This window comes from Thermaerobacter sp. FW80 (assembly GCF_004634385.1).
Classification (GTDB): Bacteria; Bacillota; Sulfobacillia; order Thermaerobacterales; family Thermaerobacteraceae; genus Thermaerobacter; species Thermaerobacter composti.
Window position 1 is genome coordinate 1,073,054 of record NZ_CP037895.1, and the last position, 22,990, is coordinate 1,096,043.

Here is a 22,990-nt window from a genome sequence, read left to right on the forward strand (position 1 = left end):
CCGGGCCAGGACCGGGCGACGTCCGGCGGGGACCGTGCCGTCCCTGCCCGCCAGGGGCGGGGCGCCGCCCCTGGACCGGGGGACAGCACGCGCCCGCGCGCCAGCGGCCGGCAGGCGGATCGCCACCCCGACAGCGGCTCCCCGGTGGAGGCCGTCGCCGGGCGGTCCCGGAGGGCGCCCTCCCTTCCGGACCGCCGTCCCGGCCCGGCCTCCGCGGACGTCCCCGGCGCCGCGGCGGTGGCCGCTGCCCCGCCCCGTCCCGGCCGGGCCGGTGACGCGGAGCGGACCGCCGTGCGGGTGCACGCTGGCACACCCGGGGCCCCGGGCGCCGAGGCCGAGACGCCTGACGCCGGCTCCCCGGCGCAGGAGGCGACGGCAGCGGCCGGGCCTACGGACGAACCGGCCGAACCGGCCGCCGCCGGCCTCCGGCAGAAGGCGGCGGAGTTGCCCGAGCAACCCGGCGTCTACCTGTTCAAGGATCGCGAGGGCCAGGTGCTCTACGTCGGCAAGGCGCGGTCCTTGCGGCAGCGGGTGCGGTCCTACTTCCAGGCGGCCCGCCACCTGCCCGCCCGGATCCAGCGCATGGTCCAGCGGGCGGCGGACCTGGAGTTCATCGTCACCCGCAACGAGGTGGAGGCCCTGGTCCTCGAGAACACGCTGATCAAGCGCTACCGGCCGCGGTACAACGTGCGGCTGCGGGACGACAAGACCTACCCGTACCTCAAGGTGCACGTCCACGAGGACTGGCCGCGGGTCAGCATCGTGCGCCAGGTCCAGGACGACGGCGCCCGCTACTTCGGGCCGTACACCTTCTCCGCCTCCCTGCAGGAGGCGTTGCGCCTGATCCGGCGGGTCTTCCCGTACCGCAGCTGCTCCGACCACCGTCTGCGTCGGGGCGGGCGGCCGTGCCTGCATCACTACATCGGGCGCTGCCTGGCGCCCTGCGCCGGCCTCTGCGATCGCGAGCAGTACGACGCCATGATCCGCGACCTGATCGCGTTCCTCGAGGGCCGGTCGCGGGCGGTGCTGGAGCGCGTGGAGGCGGAGATGCAGGCGGCGGCGGAGCGGTGGGAGTTCGAACGGGCCGCGGAGTTGCGGGACCAGCTGCGGGCGCTCCACCAGGTCCTCGAGCAGCAACAGGTGGCCAGCCCGCGGCGCGGCGAGGAGGACGCCATCGGCATCGCCCGGGAGGGCGACCGGGCCCACGCCCAGGTGTTCTTCGTCCGCGAGGGCCGCGTCATCGGCCGCGAGCAGCTGGCCATGACGGGCGTCGAGGGCCTGGAGGACGGCGAGCTGCTGGCCGCGTTCCTCACGCAGTACTACGGGCGGGCGACCTTCGTGCCCCGGGAGATCCTGCTCCCCGTGGAGCTTCCGCCCGGCGAGGCCGAGGTGATCGCCCGCTGGCTCAGCCAGCGGCGGGGCGTCCAGGTGCGGCTCCACCGGCCCCAGCGGGGCACCAAGCGCCGTTGGGTCGAACTGGCCCAGCACAACGCCCGGCTGCTGCTGGCCCAGGCCACCACCGACCAGCGGGTGCGCCAGGACCGGGCCCGCCGGGCCTTGGAGGAACTGGCCCGCTACCTGGAGCTGGACGAGCCGCCCCGGCGCATCGAGTGCTACGACATCTCCAACCTCCAGGGCGCCCAGCCCGTCGGCTCGATGGTGGTGATGATCGACGGCGAACCCGCCAAGGCGGAGTACCGCCGCTTCCGCATCCGCACGGTGGAGGCGCCCAACGACTTCGCCAGCATGCAGGAGGTCCTCTACCGGCGGCTGCGCCGGGGCCTCGAGGCGCAGGGGATCCCGGTGGAGGAGGGTCCGCGTGCCCGGGCCGCCGGTACCGGGGCGGCCCAACTCGGCGAGCCGCTGGGCGGGACGCGGCCGGCGGCCGCCCCCGCGCCCCAGGTGGCCCTGGGAGGCGGTGCGTCCCCGGCTGAGGCGGCGGATGGGGCCGGCTCCGCCGACGACGGCGGCGGGGTGGTGCCGGAAGGCGACGGGGAGGGGGGGCGCGAAGCCCTGCGCGGCTTCGGCGACCTGCCGGATCTGATCCTGATCGACGGCGGCAAGGGTCAGCTCTCGGCGGCCCAGGAGGTGCTGGACCGACTGGGGCTGGTGGACATCCCGGTGTTCGCCCTGGCCAAGCGGTTCGAGCTGGTCTTCGCCCCCGACCGGCCGGACCCCATCGTCATCCCCCGGGACTCCCCGGCCCTGCACCTCCTCCAGCGCATCCGGGACGAGGCGCATCGCTTCGCGCTGGCCTACCACCGCCAGCTGCGGCAGCGCGCCGGCCTGCACTCGGTGCTGGAGGAGATCCCGGGCATCGGTCCGCGCCGGCGCAAGGCGCTGCTGGAGGCCTTCGGCTCGCTGGAGGCCATCGCCCGGGCCAGCGAGGACGAGCTGGCCGCGGTGCCGGGGATGAACCGCGCCGCGGCGCAGGCCGTCTACCGGGCGTTCCACCGGCTGCCGGCGACGGAGGGGCGCGACGACTGACCTCCGGCGCCGACGGCAGCCCGGTGGGAACGGCAAGGCGCCGTCGGGGCGCCGTCGGGGCTCGCCGCCACCCCGGCCCCCTGCTGCGGCCGGCGGGACGGCCCGCCGCCCACGGCAGGGAGGCGGGCCGCGGCCGGAGCGGCGGCCGGCACGGGCGCCGGTGCCGGTTCCGGCGGGCCACGGCGGGGGTCCGGCGGGGCGGGAGCCCGCCGGGAGGACGGCGCGGATGACGGCGCGCGGTGCCGAGGTGCCGAGGTCGAGGTCAAGGAGGGAAGCATCGGGAAGGCGATGGCCATGGAACGTTCCTGGCAGCGCGCGACGGCGTCGCTGGTGAGCCGCTACCGCCCCGCGGTGGTGTTGGCCGCCGGTGCGCCCCTGCCCGCGGCCCAGGCCGCGGCCGCGGCCGACGGGGCGGCGCGGGCGACGGGGCGCCCCGCGGTGCTGGTGGCGGGCTCCGGGGCCGAACTCAACGCGATGCTGCCCGTGCTGGTGATGGCGGACGCCGATTCGGTACCCATCGTCGTGCTGGTCCGGGGCGGGACCGCCGCGGACCTGGAGGCCGGGCGCGAGCGCGCCGGGTCCCTGCCCGACGCCCTGCGCCTGACCGAGCCCTTCACCGGCTGGAACACCCGCGTCGATCGCCCCGAGGACGTCGAGCTCGTGCTGGAGGCGGCCTTCACCGACCTGGCGCGGCGGCGGCCGCGGCCGCTGCTGATCGAGCTGGCCGACGAGGCCCTGCCGGCCGTGCCGGGACGTGCCACGGCCAACGGCCGGGTGATCCCCTTCCCCGGCTCGACGGTCGACGCCGGCCGGTCCGAGGAGGCTGCCATCGACCGCCGCTGGCTGGACCAGGTGGCCGCGGCCCTGGTGCGTTGCCGCCAGCCCGCCATCGTCGCCGGCGGCGGCGCGGCGGGCGCCGGCGAGAGCCTGCGCCGGCTGGCCGAGGACCTGGGCGCCCCGGTGTTCCTGACCCTGGCCGGCCGTGGGCTCTTGCCCGCCGACCACCCCCTGGCCATCAACGGCCTGGCGGCCGCTCCGGCCCGCCGCTGGCTGGAGGAGGCCGACGTGGTCCTGGTGGTCGGCACCACCCTCTCGCCCGCCGAGCACGGCGACCTGGACCTCAAGGGCCGGGTGATCCAGGTGGACCGGGATGTGGAGCGCCTCGGCCGCAACGTCCCCGTCTGGATGGCGCTGCCCGCGGACGCGGCGCCGGCCCTGGCGGCCCTGGTCCGCCGCGTCGAGGCGGAGATGGCCCGGCCGGCGGGGCCCGAGGTCTACCTGGGGGCCACCGGCCCCGAGCAGCGGCGCAAGGCGGTGGCCCGCCTCCAGGAGGAGCTGGCCGAGGAGCGGGCCGGCGCCGAGGCGATGGACGGACCGGCGGCGGAGGGGCACCGGTGGCTGTCCGCCCTGGAGCCGCGGCTGACCGCCGCCGAGCCCGAGGCGCTGAGCGTCGCCGAGGCCGCCGCCCTGCCCGTCGCCGGCGCTCGCTCGCTGCTGTTGCCGGTGCGGCTGGGGATCGCCGGCTATGCGATCCCGGCGGCATGGGGGGCGGCGCGGGCGACGGGTCGGCCCGCCCGGGCGGTGACCACGCCCGCGGGCCTGTGGGGTGCCGGTGCCGTCCTGCCCTGGATCGCGCCCCTGGGGCTCGACCTGGAGATCCTGGTCCGCCTCGACCGCGACGGGGCATCGGCGGGGCCCGGGAACGGTGCCCTCGGCGCCGCTCCCGCGGCCGACGTGGCCGAGTTCTTCCGGCGTGCGGCGCCGGCCCTGCGGCTCCAGTGGGACGAGCCGGGCTGGGGCGGCGGGGTGCCGGCGGCCCGCCTGCGCCCCGTCGCGGTGCCGCGCTGACCTCCCCCGGCCGTCCCGGCGTCGGGGAGCCTCCCCCAAGGGGGGGTCGCCCACCCCCGTGGCGAAGACTCCCGTATCCCGGGACCCCGCCGGCGGGACGGCGGGACGGAGGACGGACCGACCATGGTGGCCCTGACCGCCTTCTTCGCCGGTGCCGTGCTGATGGCCCTGGAGCTGCTGGGCAGTCGCATCCTGGCGCCCACCCTGGGCAGCTCGATCTTCGTGTGGGGGAGCTTGATCGGCGTGGTCCTCGCCGCCCTGAGCGCCGGCTACGCCCTGGGCGGCGCGGCGGCCGACCGCTGGCCGTCCCGGGCGGGGCCGGCGCTGGTGCTGGTCGGGGCGGCGGCGTGGATCCTGGTGCTGGCGGCCCGGGGCGAGGCGTGGGTGGCGGCCCTGGCGGAGCGGGTCCCGGGACCCCGGCTCGCCCCCCTGGCGGCGGCCGCGGCCTTGTTCCTGCTGCCCGGGCTGCTGTTGGGCGGCATCTCGCCCTGGCTGGTGCGGCTTTCGGCGCCCTCCGCCCAGCGCGTGGGGCGGGTGGCCGGCCGCCTCTACGCCGTCTCCACCGCCGGCAGCATCGTCGGCACCCTGGCCACCGCCTTCTGGCTCATCCCCTGGCTGGCCACGGGCACCATCCTCAAGGCGCTGGCCGCCGTCCTGGCCGCGACGGGGCTGCTGTTGGCCGGCCGGCGCCACCTGGCGGTCGCCCTGCCGGCGGCGGCGCTGCTGGGGCTGGCCGTGGTGCCGCCGCCCGCGCCCGCCGCGGTGACGCCCGACGGGGCGCGGGTCGTCTTCCAGCGCAACACCCTCTACCACCACCTGCGGGTGGAAGACCGCGGCGACAGCCGGTTCCTCCGCTTCGACGACTCCTGGCAGAGCGGGATGTACCTGGACGACCCCGTCCGGGCCCGCTTCGCGTACACCGACGTCATGCACGTGGGCTGGGCGCTGAACCCCGGGGCGCGGCGGGTGCTGCTGGTGGGGCTGGGCGGCGGGTCCATCCCGAAGCGCATCCTCGCCTCCTATCCGGACGTGACGGTGGACGTGGTGGAGCTCGACCCCGTGGTGGTCGACGTGGCCCGCCGCTACTTCGCCCTGCCCTCCGACCCGCGGCTGCGGGTATACGTCGAGGACGGGCGCCGGTTCGTCCGGCGGGCACCCGGCCGCTACGACCTGGTGCTGCTCGATGCCTACTACGCCGACGAGATCCCCTTCCACCTGACGACCCGGGAATTCCTCGAGGAGGTCCGGGCTCGCCTGGAACCCGGCGGCGTGGTGGTCGCCAACGTCATCGGCGCCCTGGAGGGGCCGCGCAGCGCGCTGCTGCGGGCGTTCTACCGCACCTACCGGGAGGTGTTCGGCGAGGTCTACCTGCTGCCGGTCCTCCCCGAAGGACCGGAGGCCCTGCAGAACGTGATCCTGGTCGCCCGCGACGACCGGGACGCCCCGGGTCCCCTGTCGGCGGCGGAGCTGGCCCGCGCCATCACGACATGGACGGGACGGCACCCGGAGCTGGAGGCCCTGCGGGCGGCGGCCGCCTGGATCTACGACCGGCCCGTGCGGGTGGACGACGTGCCGGTCTTGCGGGACGCCTACGCGCCCGTGGACGCCCTCTTGCACCTGGAGGGCGACGACCCCCTGCCCGGGGCGGTCCCACCGCGGACGGGGGAGTGACGATGCCGCGGGTCCCGGCGGCGGGAGCCAGGGGGCGCATGAGGGAGGGCGATGGATGAGCCTGCTGATCCGCTGGTTGATCAACGCCGGGGCGATCCTGCTGGTGGCATGGCTCCTGGAGGGCATCGACGTCCGCGGGCCGGGGACGGCCCTGGTGGCCGCGCTGGCCCTGGGGCTCGTCAACGCCGTGATCCGCCCCGTGGTGCTGTTCCTGACCATGCCCCTGGGGTGCCTCACCCTGGGGCTCTTCACCTTCGTGGTCAACGCCCTGATGTTCTGGCTGGCGGCGGCGGTGGTGCCGGGATTCGACGTCGACGGATTCGTGTCCGCCCTGCTGGGCTCGCTGCTGGTCAGCGCGGTCAGCACGGTGGCCTCGCGCCTTTGGGTCGACCGGGGGGAGCGCTGAGGGAGTCCGGCCCCGCCGCGGCGCGAGGCGGCGCGGGGGCGGGGGATGGCGAAGCGGCCGCCACGGCGACGGACGCCGGGGCGGCCCCGGGGACGGGTTGGCGGCGGGATCGCCGGAGGCGCCTCGCGGGACGGGGTCGCGGCGACGGGACCGCCGGAGGCGCGCCGCGGTTCTGCCGGCCACCTCGGTCCTGCGCCGTCACGACGCCGGCGCCGCGGCCTCCGCGGGGAGGCCGCCGGGCCCGTCGGCTGCGAGCAGGGCCTCCAGCGCCAGCAGGTAGCTCCAGACCCCCAGGCCGCTGATCACGCCGCGGCAGGCGCCCGCCGTCAACAGGCGGTGACGGAAGGGCTCGCGGGCGTGGACGTTGCTCAGGTGGACCTCGATGACGGGGACGCCGAGCCCGACCACGGCCGCCACGGCGTCCCGCAGGGCGACGCTGGTGTGGGCGTAGCCGCCGGGGTTGAGGATCACGCCGCGGTAGCGGCCCGGGGCCTCGTGCAGCCGGTCGATCAGCGCGCCCTCGTGGTTGCTCTGGAAGGTGTCGACCTCTACGCCGGACGTCGCGGCCCGCCGGCGCAGGGCGGCGTCGATGGCCGCCAGCGAGGTGGTGCCGTACACCTCGGGTTCGCGCCGGCCCAGGAGGTTCAGGTTCGGACCGTGAAGGACCAGGATGCGGGGCGGGCGGGGGCCCGCGCCGGCCGAGGCCCCCGATGCCCCAGATGCTGCCGATGCCATGGCACCCTCCTCCTTGCTGCCGGGTCCCGGGCGTCAGCCGGACCCTGACGTCGTGGCCCGGTGGCCTGCGCGCCCTGCTGGCCGTCGGCGCCGGCGTCGCCCGCCGCCGCCCCGCCACCCGGCGCCGCGCCCCGGGCGTGGGCGGCGGGCCGCACCCGGGGCGCGGGCGCGATCAGACCCGCGATGCGCCGGCCAGGGAACGCCGCACCAGCTCCTCAACCAGGGCGGCGGGCACGTCGTCGCGCAGCGTCACCTCGCCCGGGCCGGCCAGCAGGGCGAACCGTACGCGTCCGCGCCGGTTCTTCTTGTCGTACCGCAGGCGGGCCAGGACGGCCTCGGGGTCGGGCGGCGGCACCTCCCAGGCCCGGCAGGCCTCGGCCAGGGTGAGGGGCAGGTCCAGCCGGCCCAGCAGGCTCCGCACCCGGTCGGCCAGGGCGGGCGGCGCCATGCCCAGCCGGCTGGCCAGCTCCAGTTCCACGGCGAGGCCGGCGGCCACGGCGTCGCCGTGGGGGACCCGATAGCCCGCCGCCGCCTCCAGGGCGTGGGCCACGGTGTGGCCCAGATTGAGGACGGCGCGGGGGCCGCGTTCCTCCGGGTCGCGGGCGACGACCCGCGCCTTCACGGCGACGGAGCGCGCGATCAGCGGCGCCAGCTGCTGGGGATCCCGGTCCAGCAGCTGCGGCACCGCCGCCTCCAGCGCGGCCAGGTGCGGGTCGCCGTCCAGCAGCGCGTGCTTGACCATCTCGGCCAGCCCGCCCCGGTAGGCGGGCCACGGCTGGGTCGCCAGGGTGGCCGGGTCCGCCACCACCAGGCGCGGCTGGTGGAAGGCGCCGATCAGGTTCTTGGCGCGCGGGTGGTTGACCGCCACCTTGCCGCCGGCGCTGGCGTCCACCTGGGCCAGCAGCGTGGTGGGCAGTTGGGCGAAGGCGATCCCGCGCATGTAGGTGGCCGCGACGAACCCGGCCAGGTCGCCCACCACGCCGCCGCCCAGGGCGAAGACCCATGCGTCGCGCCCAGCGCCGGCCTCCACCAGCCGGTCGTAGAGGGCGGAAGCCCAGGCCAGCGACTTGGCCTCCTCGCCGGCGGGCACCACCGCCCGGGCCACGCGGAAGCCCACCGCCTCGAGGGCGGCGGCGACGCCGTGGCCGTACAGGGATGCCACCACGGGGTCGCTGACCAGCAGGGCGACGGGCGGGCGCTCCGCCGACCCGGGTCGCGGCTCCGGGTCCGCGCGGCAGGCGACTAGGGGCGCCGCGTCCTGCGGTGGGCGGCTTCCGGCCCGCCCCGGGCGGGCAGCCGCACCGGGGACGGCGGCGACCGGCGGATCGGACGAACCGGCCAATCCCGGCGACGCATCCCGGCTCCCGTCGGACCCCGTCCCGGCGACGGCGGCCACCAGCGGCACCAGGTCGGCGGCACCTCCCGGTCCCACGGTCCCGGGCCGCACCCAGACGGGGTAGCGGGCCGCACCGGCCTCGACCACCAGGTCCGGTGCCGCGGGGGTCACCGACGGCGTCGGGCGGTGCCGAGGGGCGCCGGGCGACCGGGGGACGGCGGGCAACCGCCGGTGGATCGCGCAGGCCACCGCCTCCGGCGCCCAGCCGGCGGTCGGCACGCGATGGCGGGCCACGGCGGCGTACAGCGGTGCCCGCTGGCCGAGGAGGGCGGCCAGCCGGGCGGCCAGGTCGTCGGTCGGCGACCCCCGCGGCCCGCGGGGGGACGAGGCCGCCGGGGCCGGGCTTGCGGCGGCGCCCGCCGGCATCGGGTCGCCGCCCTCGGCCCGCGCGGCGCCCGCCGACCCCGCGTCGCCGCCCGCCGGCCCCGCGTCGGCGCTCTCACCCCGCGCGGCACCGTCCGCCGGGCCCACGGCGCCGCGCTCGCCCCGCACGGCACCGCCCTCCCGCGGCGCGGCGGCCAGGAGCGGCCGCCGCGCCGCGCCTGCACCCCGCAGCCGCCGGGCGAGCTCCTCCGGCGGCGCCTCGAGCCAGAACACCCAGGGTTCGCGGGCCAGGCGATCCCGGTTCCGTGGCGACAGGACCACGCCGCCGCCGGCGGCGATCACCACCCGCTCCAGGGAGAGGGCCGTGGCCAGGGCCCGTTCCTCCCGGGCGCGGAAGCCCGGCTCGCCCTCCCGGGCGAAGAGCGCCGCCACCGTCTCCCCGGTCTCCTGTTCGATCAGGTCGTCCAGGTCCAGGAAGGCCCAACCCATCCGGGCCGCCAGGGCGCGGCCGACCGTGGTCTTCCCGGCGCCCATCATGCCGACCAGGACGACGCGCAGGGCAGGGGGGGCGGTCACGCGGACCCCCTCCCTGGGCCGCCGTGTCCTGGCGCATCCGGGGTGGGGACCCCGTCCCGGGGGCGCGCCCAGTTGGCCAGGCGCCGGCAGTAGGCGGCGTAGTTGCGCTGGACGTCCTCGATGCTGTCGCCGCCGAACTTCTCCAGCCAAGCGGCGGCCAGCTCCAGGGCCACCAGCGCCTCCGCCACCACCGCGGCCGCGGGGACCGCGCAGACGTCGGAGCGCTCGTGGTGGGCCGCGAAGGGCGCGCCCGTCAGGAGGTCGGCCGAGGGCAGGCGGCGGCGCAGGGTGGCGATGGGCTTCATCGCCGCCCGCAGCACCAGGGGCTCGCCGTTGCTGATGCCGCCCTCGATCCCGCCTGCCCCGTTGCGATGGCGGAAGAACCCGGCCGTCGGGCCGCGCCATCCATCGGCCCCCGCCTGCGCGGCCTCGGCGGGGATGCCCGGAGGCGGCGGGGCCGCGTCCGGCGGGCGATAGCCGATGGGGTCGTGCACCTGGGATCCGGGTAGGGCGGCGGCGGCGAAGCCCAGACCGACCTCGACGCCCTTGATGGCGTTCAGGGCCATCAGGGCGCCGGCCAGGCGGCCTTCGAGCCGCCGGTCGCCGGTGACGTGGCTGCCGAGCCCCACCGGGACGCCGGTGACCAGCACCTCGAAGACGCCACCCAGGGTGTCGCCCGCCTGGCCGGCGGCGCGGATGGCCTCCACCATGCGCCGGGAGGCGTCGGGGTCGGGGCAGCGCACGGGCGAGGCCTCGGTGGCCGCCGCCAGCCGGTCGGGGTCCACGGGCGGCCGGCCCCCCTCGCCGTAGGTCAGGACGGGCGAGGGGATCGCCACCTCGCCGATGCGCAGGACGTAACTCTGGATCCGCACGCCGAAGAGGCCGAGGAACTTGCGGGCCACCGCGCCGGCCGCCACCCGCGCCGCCGTCTCCCGGGCGCTGGCCCGCTCGAGGATGTCGCGGATGTCCCGCGCCCCGTACTTGAGGGCTCCGGCCAGGTCGGCGTGGCCGGGACGGGGCCGGGTGACGGGCTCGAGTCGCCCGTCCGCGGGCGGACGAGGGCGGCCAGGTTGGCCCCCCGCACGGCCGGGCTCCAGGGACCCGCCGTCCGCCGCCGAGGGATCCGGCGCGGCGCCGGTCGGGGCGCCGGCGCCGGTGGGTGGCCACGGGCCGCCGGGCGGGCCTTCCGGCCGGTCGCGGGGGTCGCCGGCCTCGGGCAGGGGGGCGCCGGTGGCTGCGCCGGGCTCGGGCGGCAGCGGGGGGAGGTCCGCCGCGGCGAGGTCGACGAGGGCCGCCTGCGGCGGGTCGACGGCCATCGCCAGGCGCCAGTTCTCCCAGTCCCGGTTGGGGATCCACAGGGCGATGGGGCTACCCAGCGTCCGACCGTGGCGCACCCCGCCGAGGATCCGCACCCGGTCGCGCTCGATCTTCATCCGGCCGCCGCGGCCGTAGCCGCGCTGGCGTCGGGCCAGGTCGCGGTCGATGTCGGCCGCGGTCAGGGGCAGGCCGTAGGGGATGCCCTCCAGCACCGCCACCAGACCGGGGCCGTGGGACTCGCCGGCGGTGAGCAACCGCAGGGCCAAGGGCGTTCACGCTCCTCGCGGGTCGGTGCCTCCGTGGCACGGGCCCCGCGGCGACGGGGCGCCGACGGGGTTCAGGCGCTGGCGGAGCCGGCCGGGGCCGGCCCGGCCGGCTCCGCCAGGGCCGCCCGCAGCGCGGCGCGCATGGCTTCCAGGGGCGCGGGCCGGTTCGTCCACCGCTCGAAGGCGGCGGCTCCCTGGTGGAGCAACATGCCGATGCCGCCGATGGCCCGGGCGCCGGCGGCGGCTGCCCGGGCCAGGAAGGGCGTCACCGCGGGCCGGTACACCAGGTCGTAGAACACCTGACCGGGCCGGGGCGCGCAGGCGGGGGGCAGGGGATCGACGTCCGCCTGGGGAGGCATCCCCGCGCTGGTGGCATTCACCACCAGCAGGCACCCGGCCGCCAGGTCCGGCAGGCTCGGGTCGTCCAGGGCCACGGCCCGGAGGGCGGGGCTCGGGCCGCGGTCCCCATCCCCGGCCCCGGCCCTCGCCCCGGTGCCCGACGCCGCCGCGCCGGAGCCGTCCGGCCGGTGCCCGGCGTCGTCGCCCGGGGCCGCGGTGGGTTCGCCCGCGCCGTCGCCGGCGGCGAGGTCTTCGACCAGCTGCAGCGCCCGGCCCAGGGTCCGGTTGGCGACGATCACCGCCATGCCCGCCGTGAGCAGGGCGGAGGCCACCGCGCGGGCGGCGCCGCCGGCGCCCAGCACCAGGGCGCGGCGGCCCGCCAGGCGGTCGGCCGGCAGGCCGTGTTCCTCCAGATCGCGCAGGAAGCCGATGCCGTCGGTGTTGTACCCGACCAGCACGCCGCCGTCCTCCCGCACCACGGTGTTGACGGCCCCCACCCGCCGGGCCGCCGGGTCGACCCGGTCCAGCAGCGGGAGGGCCGCCTCCTTGTGGGGGATGGTGAGGTTGACCCCGACCCAGCGGGGGTCGGCCCGCAGCGCGTCCAGGGCGGCCGGCAGCCCGCCCGGTGGCACGTCCCACGGCTCGTAGGACCAGGGCAGGCCCACCGCCCGGAAGGCCGCGGCGTGCATCACCGGCGACAGGCTGTGACCCACGGGATGGCCGATCACGGCCACCCGGCGGCGAAGGGTGCCGGCCGGGGCGGCCGGGGCGGGTCCGCCGTCTGCCTCCGCAGCGGGGAGGGCGACGGTCGGCTTGCGGTCGGCGGTCATGGCGATGCGCTCCCCTCCGGCTGGATGGCGCCGTCGGCCGCGGTCCCCGTGGCCCGGACGGCGTCCGCCGCGGCGTCGTCGGGCCCGTCCACCGCGGCGCCGAGGCGGCGCAGGTTGACGAAGAAGTCCGGGTCGGAGACGGCGGCGCACGCCGCGCCGACGATCGCCGTCTCCCCGTCCGCCGCCAGCCCCGCCACGGCCAGCGCCATGGCCATGCGATGGTCGCCGCGGGCGTCGCAGGCGGCGCCCCGCAGGGGGGTGGGGCCGTGGACGTCCAAGCCGTCCGGGTGCTCGTCCACCCGCGCCCCCAGGCGGCGCAGCTCCTCCGCCAGGGCCCGCAGGCGGTCGGTCTCCTTGACCCGCAGCTCGGCGGCGTCGCGGATGCGGGTGGTGCCGCGGGCCTGGGTGGCCAGGACGGCCAGGATGGGGATCTCGTCGATCAGGCGCGGGATCAGCTCGCCGCCCACGGCCACGGCCCGCAGGTCCGACGCCTCGGCGATCAGGTCGGCCACCGGCTCGCCCACCGGTCCGGTGGGGCCGTCGCCCGCGGGCGACGCCGCTTCATCGCGGATGCGCATCCGGATCCGGGCGCCCATGGCCTCGAGGACCTCCAGGAATCCGATCCGCGTGGGATTGACGCCGACCCCCGGCACCACCACCCGGCTGCCCGGGCAGAGGACCGCCGCCGCCAGGTAGAAGGCCGCCGCCGAGGGGTCGCCGGGGATCGACACCCGGGCCGGGGCACGGAGCGGGCGGCCGCCCTCCACCGCGACCGTCAGGTCGTCGCGCCGGACGGGCACGCCGAACAGGGGCAGCATGCGCTCGGTGTGGTCGCGGGACAGGGCGGGCTCCCGCACGCTGGTTCGTCCCTCGGCGAACAGCCCGGCCAGCAGCAGGGCGCTCTTGACCTGGGCGCTGGCCACCGGGCTGTCGTGGTGGATCCCGCGCAGGGCGCCGCCCCGGACGCGCAGCGGCGCCCGCCGGCCGCCGTCGCGCCCTTCGATCTGCGCCCCCATGCGGCGCAAGGGCTCCACCACCCGGCCCATGGGGCGACGGCAGAGGGACGCGTCGCCCGTCAGGGTGGCGGCGAAGGGGCGGGTGGCGAGCAGCCCCAGGAGGAGGCGCATGGTGGTGCCGGAGTTGCCGGCGTCCAGGGGTGCCGCCGGGGCCTGCCAGCCGTCGATGCCGGGTCCCTCGACCACCACCCGGTCCGCCGCGGGCCGCGTGACGGCGACGCCCAGGGCGGCCAGGCACGCCAGGGTGGACGCGGCATCCCGCCCCGGCGCGTAGCCCTCCAGGGTCACCCGGCCCCCCGCGGCCGCCGCCAGCATGGCCGCCCGATGGGAGATGGACTTGTCGCCCGGCACCCGCACGGTGCCCGCCAGGTCGCGGGCCGGCCGCACCCGGGCGACGCCGCCGGGGCCGGCGACGCCGCCGGGGCCGCTCGCCCTGGTGGGCAGGGACGACGAGATGGGCTCCGACATCGATCTCACCGACCGCTGGAACCGGTCCGGGATGGATCGGCGAGCACCGCCGCCCGGAAGCGGCGGGCGTCGTCCAGGTAGCGGTAGAGGGCCGCGTCGTCCCCGCGGGCGGCGGCATCGGCCAGGCGGTCCAGCTCGTCCCGCAGGGCGGCCAGCCACGGCGCCACCTGATCCCAGTTGGCGCGGAGCATGTCGCGCCCCACCTCCGGGTTGCCGGCGGCGACCCGGGTGGTGTCCCGGAAGCCGCCGGCCACCAGCCGGCGGAGGTGGGGGAGGTCGCCGGCGCCGCGGCGGGCCGTGGCGGCCAGGGCGGCGGCCACCACCAGCGGCAGGTGGCTGGTCAGGGCCACGTGCCGGTCGTGCTCGCGGGGATCCATGCAGAGCACCCGGGCCCCCGCCGCCTCCAGCAGCGGCACCCACGCCGCGGCGGCCGCCGGACCCCAGGGGGGCGCCGGCGTCAGCACCCAGGTGTGGCCGCGGAAGAGGTCGGCGTCGGTGGCGGCGGGGCCCCACCGCTCCGTCCCCGCCATGGGGTGCCCGCCGACGAAGGGGACGTCGGGCGGCACCAGGCGCTGCGCCGCGCGCATCACCGGCGCCTTGACGCTGCCGGTGTCGGTCAGCAGCACGCCCGGCCGCAGGTGCGGCCGGGCGGCGGCCAGGACGTCCGGGATGGCGCCGACGGGGACGGCGATCACCACGGCGTCGGCCTCGGCCACCGGCCCGAGGTCGCCGGACGAACCGGCGTCGATGTGGCCGGCCCGCAGGGCGTGCTCCACGGCCGCCGGGTCCCGGTCGATGCCGATCACCCGCCGCACCCGCGACCGCACGGCCGCCACCAGCGAGCCGCCGATCTGCCCCAGGCCGACCACCGCCAGGGTCCGCCGGCGCCAGGCGGCGAGACCGCCGGGCTCCCCGTCGCCGCCTGCGCCCCGCGCACCCGGTCCCCCGGGCGCGGCGTGGACCGGCGGGCTGCCACCGGCGGGGTCCGTCGCCGCCGCGGGGTCGCCGGCCGCCACCGCCTCAGCGACCTCCGCCGGCCGCGACCCGCCGTCCATCGGCGCCGGTGCGCACCCCGGCGGCGGCCGTCGCACGAGGGTCCGGCCGGCCGGGTGCGGGTTCCTCCCCGGCGCCGTCCGGGCCGCGGTGGCCGCGTTCCTCCGCCGGACGGTACAGGCGGCGGCCGACGGCCCGGGCGACGGCCTCCACCTCGCGCACCAGCTGCTCGAACTCGGCGAAGTCGAGGCTCTGAGCGCCGTCGGACACGGCCTGCTCCGGTCGCGGGTGGACCTCGACGATCAAGCCGTCGGCCCCGGCGGCGATGGCGGCGCGGGCCAGGGGGATCACGTATCGCCGATGGCCGGTGCCGTGGCTCGGGTCGACGATCACCGGCAGGTGGGTCAGCGCCTTGGCGACGGCCACGGCGTTGAGGTCGAGGGTGTTGCGCGTCGACGTCTCGAACGTCCGGATGCCCCGCTCGCACAGGATCACGTTGGGGTTGCCCTCGGCCAGGATGTACTCCGCTGCCAGGAGCCACTCCTCCACCGTGGCCATGAACCCCCGCTTCAGCAGGACCGGCTTGCGCGTCCGCCCCACGGCCTTGAGTAGCGGGAAGTTCTGCATGTTGCGGGCGCCGATCTGCAGCACGTCGGCGTAGGCGGCGACCAGGTCCACCTGGTCCGGCGCCATCACCTCGGTGACCACCGGCAGCCCGGTCTCCTGGCGCGCCTGGGCCAGCAGCCGCAGCCCCTCTTCGCCGAGCCCCTGGAAGCTGTAGGGGGACGTCCGGGGCTTGAAGGCACCGCCCCGCAGGGCCGCGCCCCCCGCCCGCCGGAGGAACCCGGCGATCTCCCGCAGCCCCGGCGCGGACTCCACGGAGCACGGGCCAGCGATGATCGGCACCGCGGTGCCGCCGAAGGGCACGCCGCCGGCGGAGACCACCGTAGGCTCGGGGCGGAACTCGCGGCTGGCCAGCTTGTACGGCCGGCTGACGGTGACCACCCGTTCCACGCCGCGCAGCGTCTGCACCTGCTGGCCATCCAGGGACCGGGGGTCGCCGTGGCCGTGGATCACCACCCGCTCGTCGCCCCGCGCCACGTAGGGGCGCAGCCCGGCCTGGCGGAGGCGCTCCTGCACGCGGTCGATGTCGTCCGGTGTGGCGTGGGGATGCATGATCACGATCACCCTCGGCTCCCTCCCGCCAGCGCCTGGGCGACGGCCATGCCCGCCGCGGTGCCCGCGGGCTCCCGGCCCGCCAGGTCGGGACGCAGGCAGCGGGCCGCTCCCAGGTACACGTGCCGGATCTCCGCCGGCGACCGGTCGGTGTTGACCAGCACCAGGGCGCGGATGCACCGAGGCAGGTCATCCGCCACCGGCGGCGCCATGGCATCCAGCAGCGGGACGTGGGTCCAGCCCAGCTCGCGCACGGCCGACGCCGGGAAGGCCCGATCCAGGTCGCTGGTCACCGTGAAGAACACGGCAACAATATCATCGACTGACGCTTCATTCAGTTCAACCATGGCCTGCAACAGCTCCCGGGTCGCCCGGCGGATCGCCTCCGGACTGTTGTCCTCGGCGACGACGGCACCCCGGATCCCGCGCACCTCGGTTCCCTCCTTGCCGGCCCCCTGCGTAGAAAGGAAAACGCCACCGGCCGGTGGCGGGAGGAATCCGCCCCTACCGTCCTACCGTTCTACGCAGCGGATGCCGATGGTTTTCGCGTGGCTTCCAGGCAGGCCCCGTGACGCGGACCGCCACGCCGGTCCCCTCGTCCCGTCCGGCCGCCGCCACCTACCGTCCTGCCGTCCGTCCGGCGGCGTGCCGCCCGGCTGGGCACCGGCCCCCGGCCCGCCGGAGGGCCGACCCGGCCTGGCCACGTGCGGGTTGTTATTCGCGAATATACAATGCGACCGGCGCAGCGGCAAGCCGTTCCTGAAACATTCCGCAAGACCATTCCGCAAGATATGGGCGTCGGTCAGCCGCTGCGCGCCCTTCCGCGGGGCGATGGGCGCGGACCCGCGGGGACCCGCGGCGCCCATCGGGCCCGCGCGGCGCTCAGCCGCGGGCCGGCGCGGAGTCGCCGCCCGCCCCGTCCACGTCGGGCACCGCCCGGTGGGCGAGCCCGACGGCCACGTCGTCCAGGTGGACCAGGCCGACGCCGACGAAGACGGCGCAGGCGAGATGCTCTCCGAACCGGGCGATGGCCACCTTGCCCCCCACGTTGAAGCCCAGCGCCCGCCCGGCCAGCTGGGCCAGGGCCTCCCGGGCCGCTCCCGCTACCGCCCCTTCGTGGGGGTGGATGGGGGCGATCACCCCTTCCCGTCGTGCGGCCACGATGGCCCGCTGCACCATGCTGCCGATGGACTCGGTGTAGGGACCGCCGAAGTCCACGGCCACGCCGCGGATCCCCTTGCGCAAGAGGTCCTCCTTGATCCGGGCCTCGTCCCCCCGGCTGGCCGAGGTCGCCAGGCGCAGGGCAGCCCGGGCCACCGCCAGGTTGGGTGCCTCCGTATCGTGGGTCACGTCCTCCCCGCCTTTCCGTGCCGTGGATCCGTCGCCCGGTCGCCTCCCTCGCCCCCGCCGTCGTCCCCCGGCACCACCGGCGAGAGCCGCAGCCGCGCCCCGGTGCGGACCGGGACGAGGCGGCACACGCCCCACCCCGCGCGGGTCAGCCCGGCGACGAGCGCCTCGAGACGGGGACTGCTCGCCGCCGGGGCCTCCGGCAGCCCCAGGGCCCACACCGCCGCGGCCAAGTGCCACGCCGGCCAGACCAGGGGTCCCCCTGGACGGCCCGGCTCCCAACCCAGGCGGCCCAAGATCGCCTCCAATTGGTGGCCGTGCTGTGCCACCGCGGGGGGCACCAGCGGCGAGTCGCGGAGGGACCGGGCCAGGGCGGCCGATTCGCCGAGGAGGCGTACCCACGCCGTCGACGTCGACCCCTCGTCCCCCGGCGCGCCGGCTGCAGTCTGCGGCCGGCGAGGATCGACGGGGAGGGCCGCCGGCAACCGTCGCCGCCACCCGGCGAGCCACTGCGACTCCCGGGCGAGGACCGCGGCCAAGGTCCCGGAGGCTTCGGCCTCACCGGCTTCGGGCCTCGTCGCGGCGGTGGGCACCACCCCGCTGCGGGATTCCATCCAGAGCGCGGCCCAGCGCCACTCCGCCACCGGTACCCCGTCCCCCGTCCCCGGGCCCGCCGGGCCCCCGTCGGCGATGGGCCAGACCAAGAGCAGCCGCCGCCCCAGCGGCCGCACCCGATCCCACGGCACGGCGGCCAGGGCCGCGGCCCGCCAGGCGCTCTGGGGCGTCGGCCATCCGCCTTCGCGCAGCGCGGCGTCACCGGGCATGCCCTCCCCCCCATCCACGGGCGACCCGCGGGGCGCCGCGGCGGGGGCGTCCGCCAGGGGAGGACCAGCCCAGCGCAGGCCGCCGAGGGCCATGGCCACCGCCCGCGGCCAGGCGCCCCACGCCAGGGCGGCGGCTTGGGCGGCGGCCAGCGGGGGGATGGGCCGCCCCGTGGCCGCGGCGGCCTCCAGGGAGCGGGCGATGTGGAGCCGCAAGGGATCGCGGGGCGGGGTCGCCCATCGCCCTCGCCCCAGCGGGCGGAGGGCCACGGCCAGGGCCATCCCCAGGGGCGCCCCGGCGGTACCGCCCACCGGCGTCGAAGGCGACGGCCCGCCCCCCCTCTCCCGCGACGCGACCGCGCCGGCGACCCCTGGGCCGGGACGCGGGCTGACCGTCGCCTCCGTCGGCCGGTTGGCCTGCCGGGCCATCCAGAGGGGCAGGGCGCCCGCCACGTACCCGCCCAGCAGGATGGCGCTGGGCACCCTCGCCTCCAGGGCCCACCCTGCGGGGTCCCGGCGGCCTTCGGGCTGGTTCGTCCCGCCGTCGGCGACCGGTGCCAAGGTTCCCACCCCGTCGGGGTCGCTCCGCCGCCGGGGCCCGCCTGCCGGGGGGTCCTGCGCATCGGGCGCCGCGGCGGCGGTGGCGGATCGGCTCAGAAGGGGCGGTTGCAGCCCGGCTCAGGGCAGGTGCAACATCACCCGCGCCACGGTGAAGTACAGGAACAGGCCCGTGCCGTCCACCAGGGTGCTGATGAAGGGACCGGACACCACCGCCGGGTCGACCCGCAAGCGGTGCAGGAGCAGGGGCAGGATGGCCGCGACCATGGACGCCCAGACGACGATGAACAGGGCCGTGACCGCCACCACCGGGCCCAGCTGGGGGCCGACCCCCAGGGTGAGGGCGCGGATGTAGGCGGCCACGGCCATGGCGGCCCCCAGCAGGGCGCCCGTCGCCACCTCGCGAGCGAGCACGCGCCCGAGATCGCGGAAGGCGACCTCGCCCACCGCCAGGGCGCGGACCAGGGTCGAGACGGTCTGGCTGCCCGTGTTGCCCCCCGTGCCGATCAGCAGCGGGATGAAGAAGGTCAGGCCCACCACCCGGGACAGCAGGTCCTCGAAGTGACGGAGCACCGTGCTGGTGTAGGCGCCGGCCACGAACAGCGTCAGCAGCCAGCCCACGCGCTTGCGGAAGAGCACCGGCACCGGCGTCTTGAAGTACGACTCCGCCAGGGGCACGCTGCCGCCCAGGCGCTGGATGTCCTCCGTCGCCTCGCGGTGGATCACGTCGATGATGTCGTCGACGGTGATGATGCCCAGGAGCCGGTTCTGGTCGTCCACCACGGGCAGGGCGACGAAGTCGTACCGGGTGAGCAGCCGTGCCGCCTCCTCGCGCGCCGCGGTGGCGCGCACGGCGATGACGTCCGCCCGGCCCACGTCGGCCAGCGGTGCCCGCGGGTCGGCCAGGATCAGCTCGCGCAAGGACGCCACGCGCACCAGCCGGCCCCGGGCGTCGACCACGTACACGTAGGAGACCACCTCGGCGTCGTGGCCGACCTTGCGCACGTGGTCCAGGGCCTGCTGGACCATCCACCCCTCCCGGGCGGCGATGTACTCGATGGTGGCCAGGCTGCCGGCGGTGTCCTCCGGGAACGTCATCAGCGTGTCGATCCGCTCCCGGTACGCCGGCGGCAGCCACGCCTTGAGGCGCGCCGCCTGCAGGGGGTGCAGGGCCAGCAGCAGGTCGACCACCGTGTCGCTGGACATCGCCTGGAGGAGCGCCGCCGCCAGGGGCTCGTCCAGGTGGTCGAGAATGCGATATTGCAGCTCGGGCTCGAGGTACTCCAGGGTCTCGGCGGCGAGGGGGGTCGGCATGGCGCGGACCAGGCGCAGGCGCTCCGCGGGTTCGAGGCGCGCCAGCACCTCCGCCCGGTCGAAGGGCTGCAGCCGGACCAGCCGTTGGAGGGCCGCCCGTTCGCCCTCGCCCTGGAGGATGGTCGCGATGTCGCGGGCCTGCTCGGCGGCCTGCACGGCTGGATCCCCCCTCGCTGCGGTGCGGTGACGGGGTTGCCGCGTTCGTCCCGATGGGCCAGCGCGGCGGTGGTCGGATCGGCATCCGGCTCGACGCCTTGCCCATTATAGCCGCGGCCCGCGGGGGGTGGAAGGCGGGGTGGGCACCGGGGTGGGCCGGGGAGGCCCCATCCCGTTCGATGCCGGAGGTGTGCACCCCGTTCGATGGGGGAGGGATGCCCGTGACCGGTGATCGTCCGCGCGTGTTCGTCACCCGCCAGGTTCCGGAGGGTGCGCTGGCGCCGCTGGAGGGATGGGCGGAGGTCGAGGTCTGGCCGGAGTTCCTCCCCCCGCCGCGGGAGGAACTGGCCCGCCGCCTGGCCGCGGTGGACGGGGTGATCACCATGGTCACCGACCGCATCGACGATCGGCTGCTGGCGGCGGCGCCGCGGCTCCGGGTGGTGAGCAACTGCGCCGTCGGCTACGACAACGTGGACGTGGCCGCCGCCCGGCGTCGCGGCATCGTGGTTACCCACACGCCCGGCGTCCTCACCGCGGCGACGGCCGACCTGACCTTGGCCCTGATCCTGGCCTGCGCCCGCCGTCTGACCCAGGCCGAGGCGGACCTGCGGGCCGGCCGCTGGACCACGTGGCACCCGCTGCAGTGGCTGGGCCTCGAGCTGGACGGCGCCACCCTGGGCATCGTCGGCCTGGGCCGCATCGGCCGGGCCGTGGCCCGCCGGGCCCGGGCCTTCGGCATGCGGATCGTCTACTTCAGCCGGCGGCGGGATCCCGCGGCCGAGGCGGAGCTGGGCGCGGCCTTCCGGGAGCTGGACCAGCTGCTGGCCGAGGCGGACGTGGTCAGCCTGCACGTCCCCCTGACCGCCCAGACCCGGCACCTGCTGGACCGCCATCGCCTGGCGCGCATGAAGCGCGGCGCCATCCTGATCAACACGGCCCGCGGCGACGTGGTGGACGAACAGGCCCTGGTGGAGGCGCTGCACAGCGGGCACCTGGGGGCGGCCGGACTGGACGTGTACAGCCGGGAGCCGATCCCTCCCGACCACCCCCTTCTCCAGGCGCCCAACGTCGTCGCCCTGCCCCACATCGGGAGTGCCACGGAACGGACGCGGTGGCGCATGGCGCGCCTGGCGGCGGAGAACTGCGCCGCGGTGCTCCAGGGGCGCCGCCCGCCCCACCCGGTGCCGGAGATGCGATGAGGCCGCCCGGCGGTGGCAGCGGAGCGCGGCGCCCGGGGAGAACGACCCGGCGCCCAGGGGAACGACCTGTATAGTTGAAGAGAGAGTGCAGAGAGGCCACGACGGTCAACGGAGGCGACGACGGTCGGGGGGTCCGGCGGGGAGGAGGCCTTCGATGGGCGGCGTGCTCGACGTCCTGATTCTCATCGGCCGGGTCCTGATCAGCATCGCCGCCATCGCCCTGGGCATCTCGTGGGGCGTGCGCGGCCAGATGCGCACGGCGCTGGCGGTGTGTGCCGTGCTGCTGGCGCTCAGCATCGTGTGGACGAACCTAGCCGGGTTGCTGATCCCGACGATCCTGCTCTCCTACATGGCCGGCGTCCTGATGGAACGCGGCTGGCACCGAGCCGGCCGGCAGCGGCAGGAGGGCGGCGGCCCCAGCCCCGGCGGTTGACCCGGTTCCCGGACGAACCGTCGCCCTTCGGCCGGCCGGGTCGCGCCGGGCCGCCGTCCGGTCGGGTCGGGGGGCCGCCCCGCCCGGCGTCGAGGGACGGGGCGCCGGCCGGCGCAGGAGGAACGTACCTTTTCCCGGCGGCACGGCTGGGCGATACATTGGGGTCGGAGACGGGCGGCGCGCCGGGGCCGGATCTCGTGGGGGCGCCGGCGACGGCCGGCTCCGTGGGCGGGAGGTGAGGGCATGGAGCGGACGGAAGGCGTGATCCCGTCCGGGGCATCCTGCGGCGCGAGCCAGCCGGGCGGCCCGGCCGACGCGGTCCAGGCGGGCGGCCCGGCCGACGCGGCCCAGCAGGGTGGCCCGGCCGACGCCCTCCACCCGGGCGGTTCAGCGGACGGCGATGGGCGGCCCGCCGGGGATCGGGACCTGGAGCTGGTGGTGGTGACGGGCCTCTCCGGAGCGGGCAAGACCCAGGCGATCCATGCCCTCGAAGACCTGGGCTTCTTCTGCGTCGACAACCTGCCGCCCGCGCTGCTGGCCCCCTTCGCGGCGCTGTGCCGCCAGGCGGACAGCCCCGTGCGCCGCGTGGCCGTGGTCATGGACGTGCGCGGCGGCGACTGGTTCGACCAGGCGGTGGAGGCGCTGCAGGAGCTGGACCGCGCGGGCGTGTTCTACCGCATCGTCTTCCTGGAGGCGTCGGACGAGACGCTGGTCAAGCGGTTCAAGGAGACGCGCCGGCGCCACCCCCTGGCCCCGCAGGGCCGGCTCCTTGAGGGCATCCGCGCCGAGCGCCAGCGCCTCGGGGCCCTGCGCGGCCGCGCCCACGTGATCCTGGACACCAGCGAGCTCTCCCCCAAGCAGCTGCGGGAGCGCATCGCCCAGCTGTGGAGCGGGCCCGAGACGCCGCGCCTGATCGCCCACCTGGTGAGCTTCGGGTTCCGGTACGGGCTGCCGGCCGATGCCGACCTGGTCTTCGACGTGCGGTTCCTGCCCAATCCCCACTACGTGCCGGACCTGCAGCCGCTGACCGGGCTCGACGACCGGGTGCGGGAGTACGTCCTGCGCTGGCCCAGCGCCCGGCGCCTGCTGCAGCAATTGCAGGAGCTTCTGGACTTCCTGCTGCCCCAGTACATCAACGAGGGGAAGACCCAGCTGACCGTGGCGGTGGGCTGCACCGGCGGCCAGCACCGGTCGGTGGTGATCACCGAGGCCCTGGCGGCGCACCTGCGCAACCAGGGCCACCGGGTGCTGGTGGAGCACCGCGACGTCGAGCGCTCCCTGGCGGACCGGGGACGCGGGAAACGAGGATGACGG

18 protein-coding genes are annotated in these 22,990 nt (G+C 77.2%); 7 read left to right on the forward strand and 11 right to left on the reverse strand.

The window, feature by feature from the left end; genetic code table 11:
- Positions 1-291: 291 nt before the first annotated feature.
- From uvrC to E1B22_RS04670, 4 genes are all read left to right on the forward strand, one after another.
- Positions 292-2,487 carry an excinuclease ABC subunit UvrC gene (gene uvrC, locus E1B22_RS04655; RefSeq protein WP_243123735.1) on the forward strand — a complete coding sequence of 732 codons (2,196 nt, stop codon included), beginning with the start codon at positions 292-294 and terminating at the stop codon, positions 2,485-2,487.
- Between the two features lie 294 nt (positions 2,488-2,781).
- Complete coding sequence (locus tag E1B22_RS04660; RefSeq protein ID WP_243123739.1) at positions 2,782-4,335, forward strand: thiamine pyrophosphate-binding protein; 1,554 nt, start codon at positions 2,782-2,784, stop codon at positions 4,333-4,335.
- A gap of 123 nt (positions 4,336-4,458) precedes the next feature.
- The gene (locus tag E1B22_RS04665) at positions 4,459-6,006 is read left to right on the forward strand and encodes a fused MFS/spermidine synthase (RefSeq protein WP_135224752.1); all 1,548 of its coding nucleotides are present in this window, start codon (positions 4,459-4,461) and stop codon (positions 6,004-6,006) included.
- 55 nt (positions 6,007-6,061) lie between these two features.
- On the forward strand, positions 6,062-6,412 hold the full coding sequence (locus E1B22_RS04670; RefSeq protein ID WP_135224753.1) for a phage holin family protein: 351 nt from the start codon (positions 6,062-6,064) through the stop codon (positions 6,410-6,412).
- 198 nt (positions 6,413-6,610) lie between these two features.
- Here the strand turns inward: E1B22_RS04670 and aroQ are convergent, their stop codons facing one another.
- The 11 genes from aroQ to mgtE all read right to left on the reverse strand — a co-directional run bounded on the left by aroQ (position 6,611) and on the right by mgtE (position 20,044).
- Positions 6,611-7,147: a type II 3-dehydroquinate dehydratase gene (aroQ, locus tag E1B22_RS04675; RefSeq protein WP_135224754.1), complete on the reverse strand. Its 537-nt coding sequence runs from the start codon at positions 7,145-7,147 to the stop codon at positions 6,611-6,613.
- A gap of 172 nt (positions 7,148-7,319) precedes the next feature.
- Positions 7,320-9,443 carry a 3-dehydroquinate synthase gene (gene aroB, locus E1B22_RS04680; protein ID WP_243123740.1) on the reverse strand — a complete coding sequence of 708 codons (2,124 nt, stop codon included), beginning with the start codon at positions 9,441-9,443 and terminating at the stop codon, positions 7,320-7,322.
- On the reverse strand, positions 9,440-11,026 hold the full coding sequence (locus E1B22_RS04685) for a chorismate synthase (protein WP_305791213.1): 1,587 nt from the start codon (positions 11,024-11,026) through the stop codon (positions 9,440-9,442). The genes aroB and E1B22_RS04685 overlap by 4 nt, the downstream gene beginning before the upstream one ends.
- Positions 11,027-11,097: 71 nt before the next feature.
- Positions 11,098-12,195: a shikimate dehydrogenase gene (locus E1B22_RS04690; RefSeq protein WP_135224755.1), complete on the reverse strand. Its 1,098-nt coding sequence runs from the start codon at positions 12,193-12,195 to the stop codon at positions 11,098-11,100.
- Entirely contained in the window at positions 12,192-13,679 is a 1,488-nt protein-coding gene (gene aroA, locus E1B22_RS04695; RefSeq protein WP_135224756.1) for a 3-phosphoshikimate 1-carboxyvinyltransferase, read from the reverse strand. Before aroA ends, E1B22_RS04690 begins: the two co-directional genes overlap by 4 nt.
- A 5-nt stretch (positions 13,680-13,684) precedes the next feature.
- Positions 13,685-14,695, reverse strand: a complete 1,011-nt coding sequence (locus E1B22_RS04700) for a prephenate dehydrogenase (protein WP_167758847.1) — start codon at positions 14,693-14,695, stop codon at positions 13,685-13,687.
- A gap of 4 nt (positions 14,696-14,699) precedes the next feature.
- Positions 14,700-15,860, reverse strand: coding sequence for a 3-deoxy-7-phosphoheptulonate synthase (gene aroF / locus E1B22_RS04705; protein ID WP_243123741.1), 1,161 nt, complete (start codon positions 15,858-15,860; stop codon positions 14,700-14,702).
- Positions 15,857-16,279, reverse strand: coding sequence for a chorismate mutase (gene aroH / locus E1B22_RS04710; protein WP_135224758.1), 423 nt, complete (start codon positions 16,277-16,279; stop codon positions 15,857-15,859). The genes aroF and aroH overlap by 4 nt, the downstream gene beginning before the upstream one ends.
- A 451-nt stretch (positions 16,280-16,730) precedes the next feature.
- Positions 16,731-17,198: a HutP family protein gene (locus tag E1B22_RS04715; protein WP_135224759.1), complete on the reverse strand. Its 468-nt coding sequence runs from the start codon at positions 17,196-17,198 to the stop codon at positions 16,731-16,733.
- The gene (locus E1B22_RS04720; protein WP_135224760.1) at positions 17,195-18,577 is read right to left on the reverse strand and encodes a hypothetical protein; all 1,383 of its coding nucleotides are present in this window, start codon (positions 18,575-18,577) and stop codon (positions 17,195-17,197) included. The genes E1B22_RS04715 and E1B22_RS04720 overlap by 4 nt, the downstream gene beginning before the upstream one ends.
- Positions 18,578-18,694: 117 nt before the next feature.
- The gene (gene mgtE, locus E1B22_RS04725) at positions 18,695-20,044 is read right to left on the reverse strand and encodes a magnesium transporter (RefSeq protein ID WP_135224761.1); all 1,350 of its coding nucleotides are present in this window, start codon (positions 20,042-20,044) and stop codon (positions 18,695-18,697) included.
- Positions 20,045-20,265: 221 nt separating this feature from the next.
- Here mgtE and E1B22_RS04730 point away from each other — a divergent pair, with 221 nt between their 5' ends.
- The 3 genes from E1B22_RS04730 (at position 20,266) to rapZ (ending at position 22,987) form a co-directional block, all read left to right on the forward strand.
- Positions 20,266-21,243 carry a D-glycerate dehydrogenase gene (locus E1B22_RS04730; RefSeq protein ID WP_243123742.1) on the forward strand — a complete coding sequence of 326 codons (978 nt, stop codon included), beginning with the start codon at positions 20,266-20,268 and terminating at the stop codon, positions 21,241-21,243.
- 154 nt (positions 21,244-21,397) lie between these two features.
- Positions 21,398-21,676, forward strand: coding sequence for a hypothetical protein (locus tag E1B22_RS04735; protein WP_135224763.1), 279 nt, complete (start codon positions 21,398-21,400; stop codon positions 21,674-21,676).
- A 243-nt stretch (positions 21,677-21,919) separates the two neighbouring features.
- On the forward strand, positions 21,920-22,987 hold the full coding sequence (rapZ, locus tag E1B22_RS04740; protein ID WP_135224764.1) for an RNase adapter RapZ: 1,068 nt from the start codon (positions 21,920-21,922) through the stop codon (positions 22,985-22,987).
- Positions 22,988-22,990 lie beyond the last annotated feature (3 nt).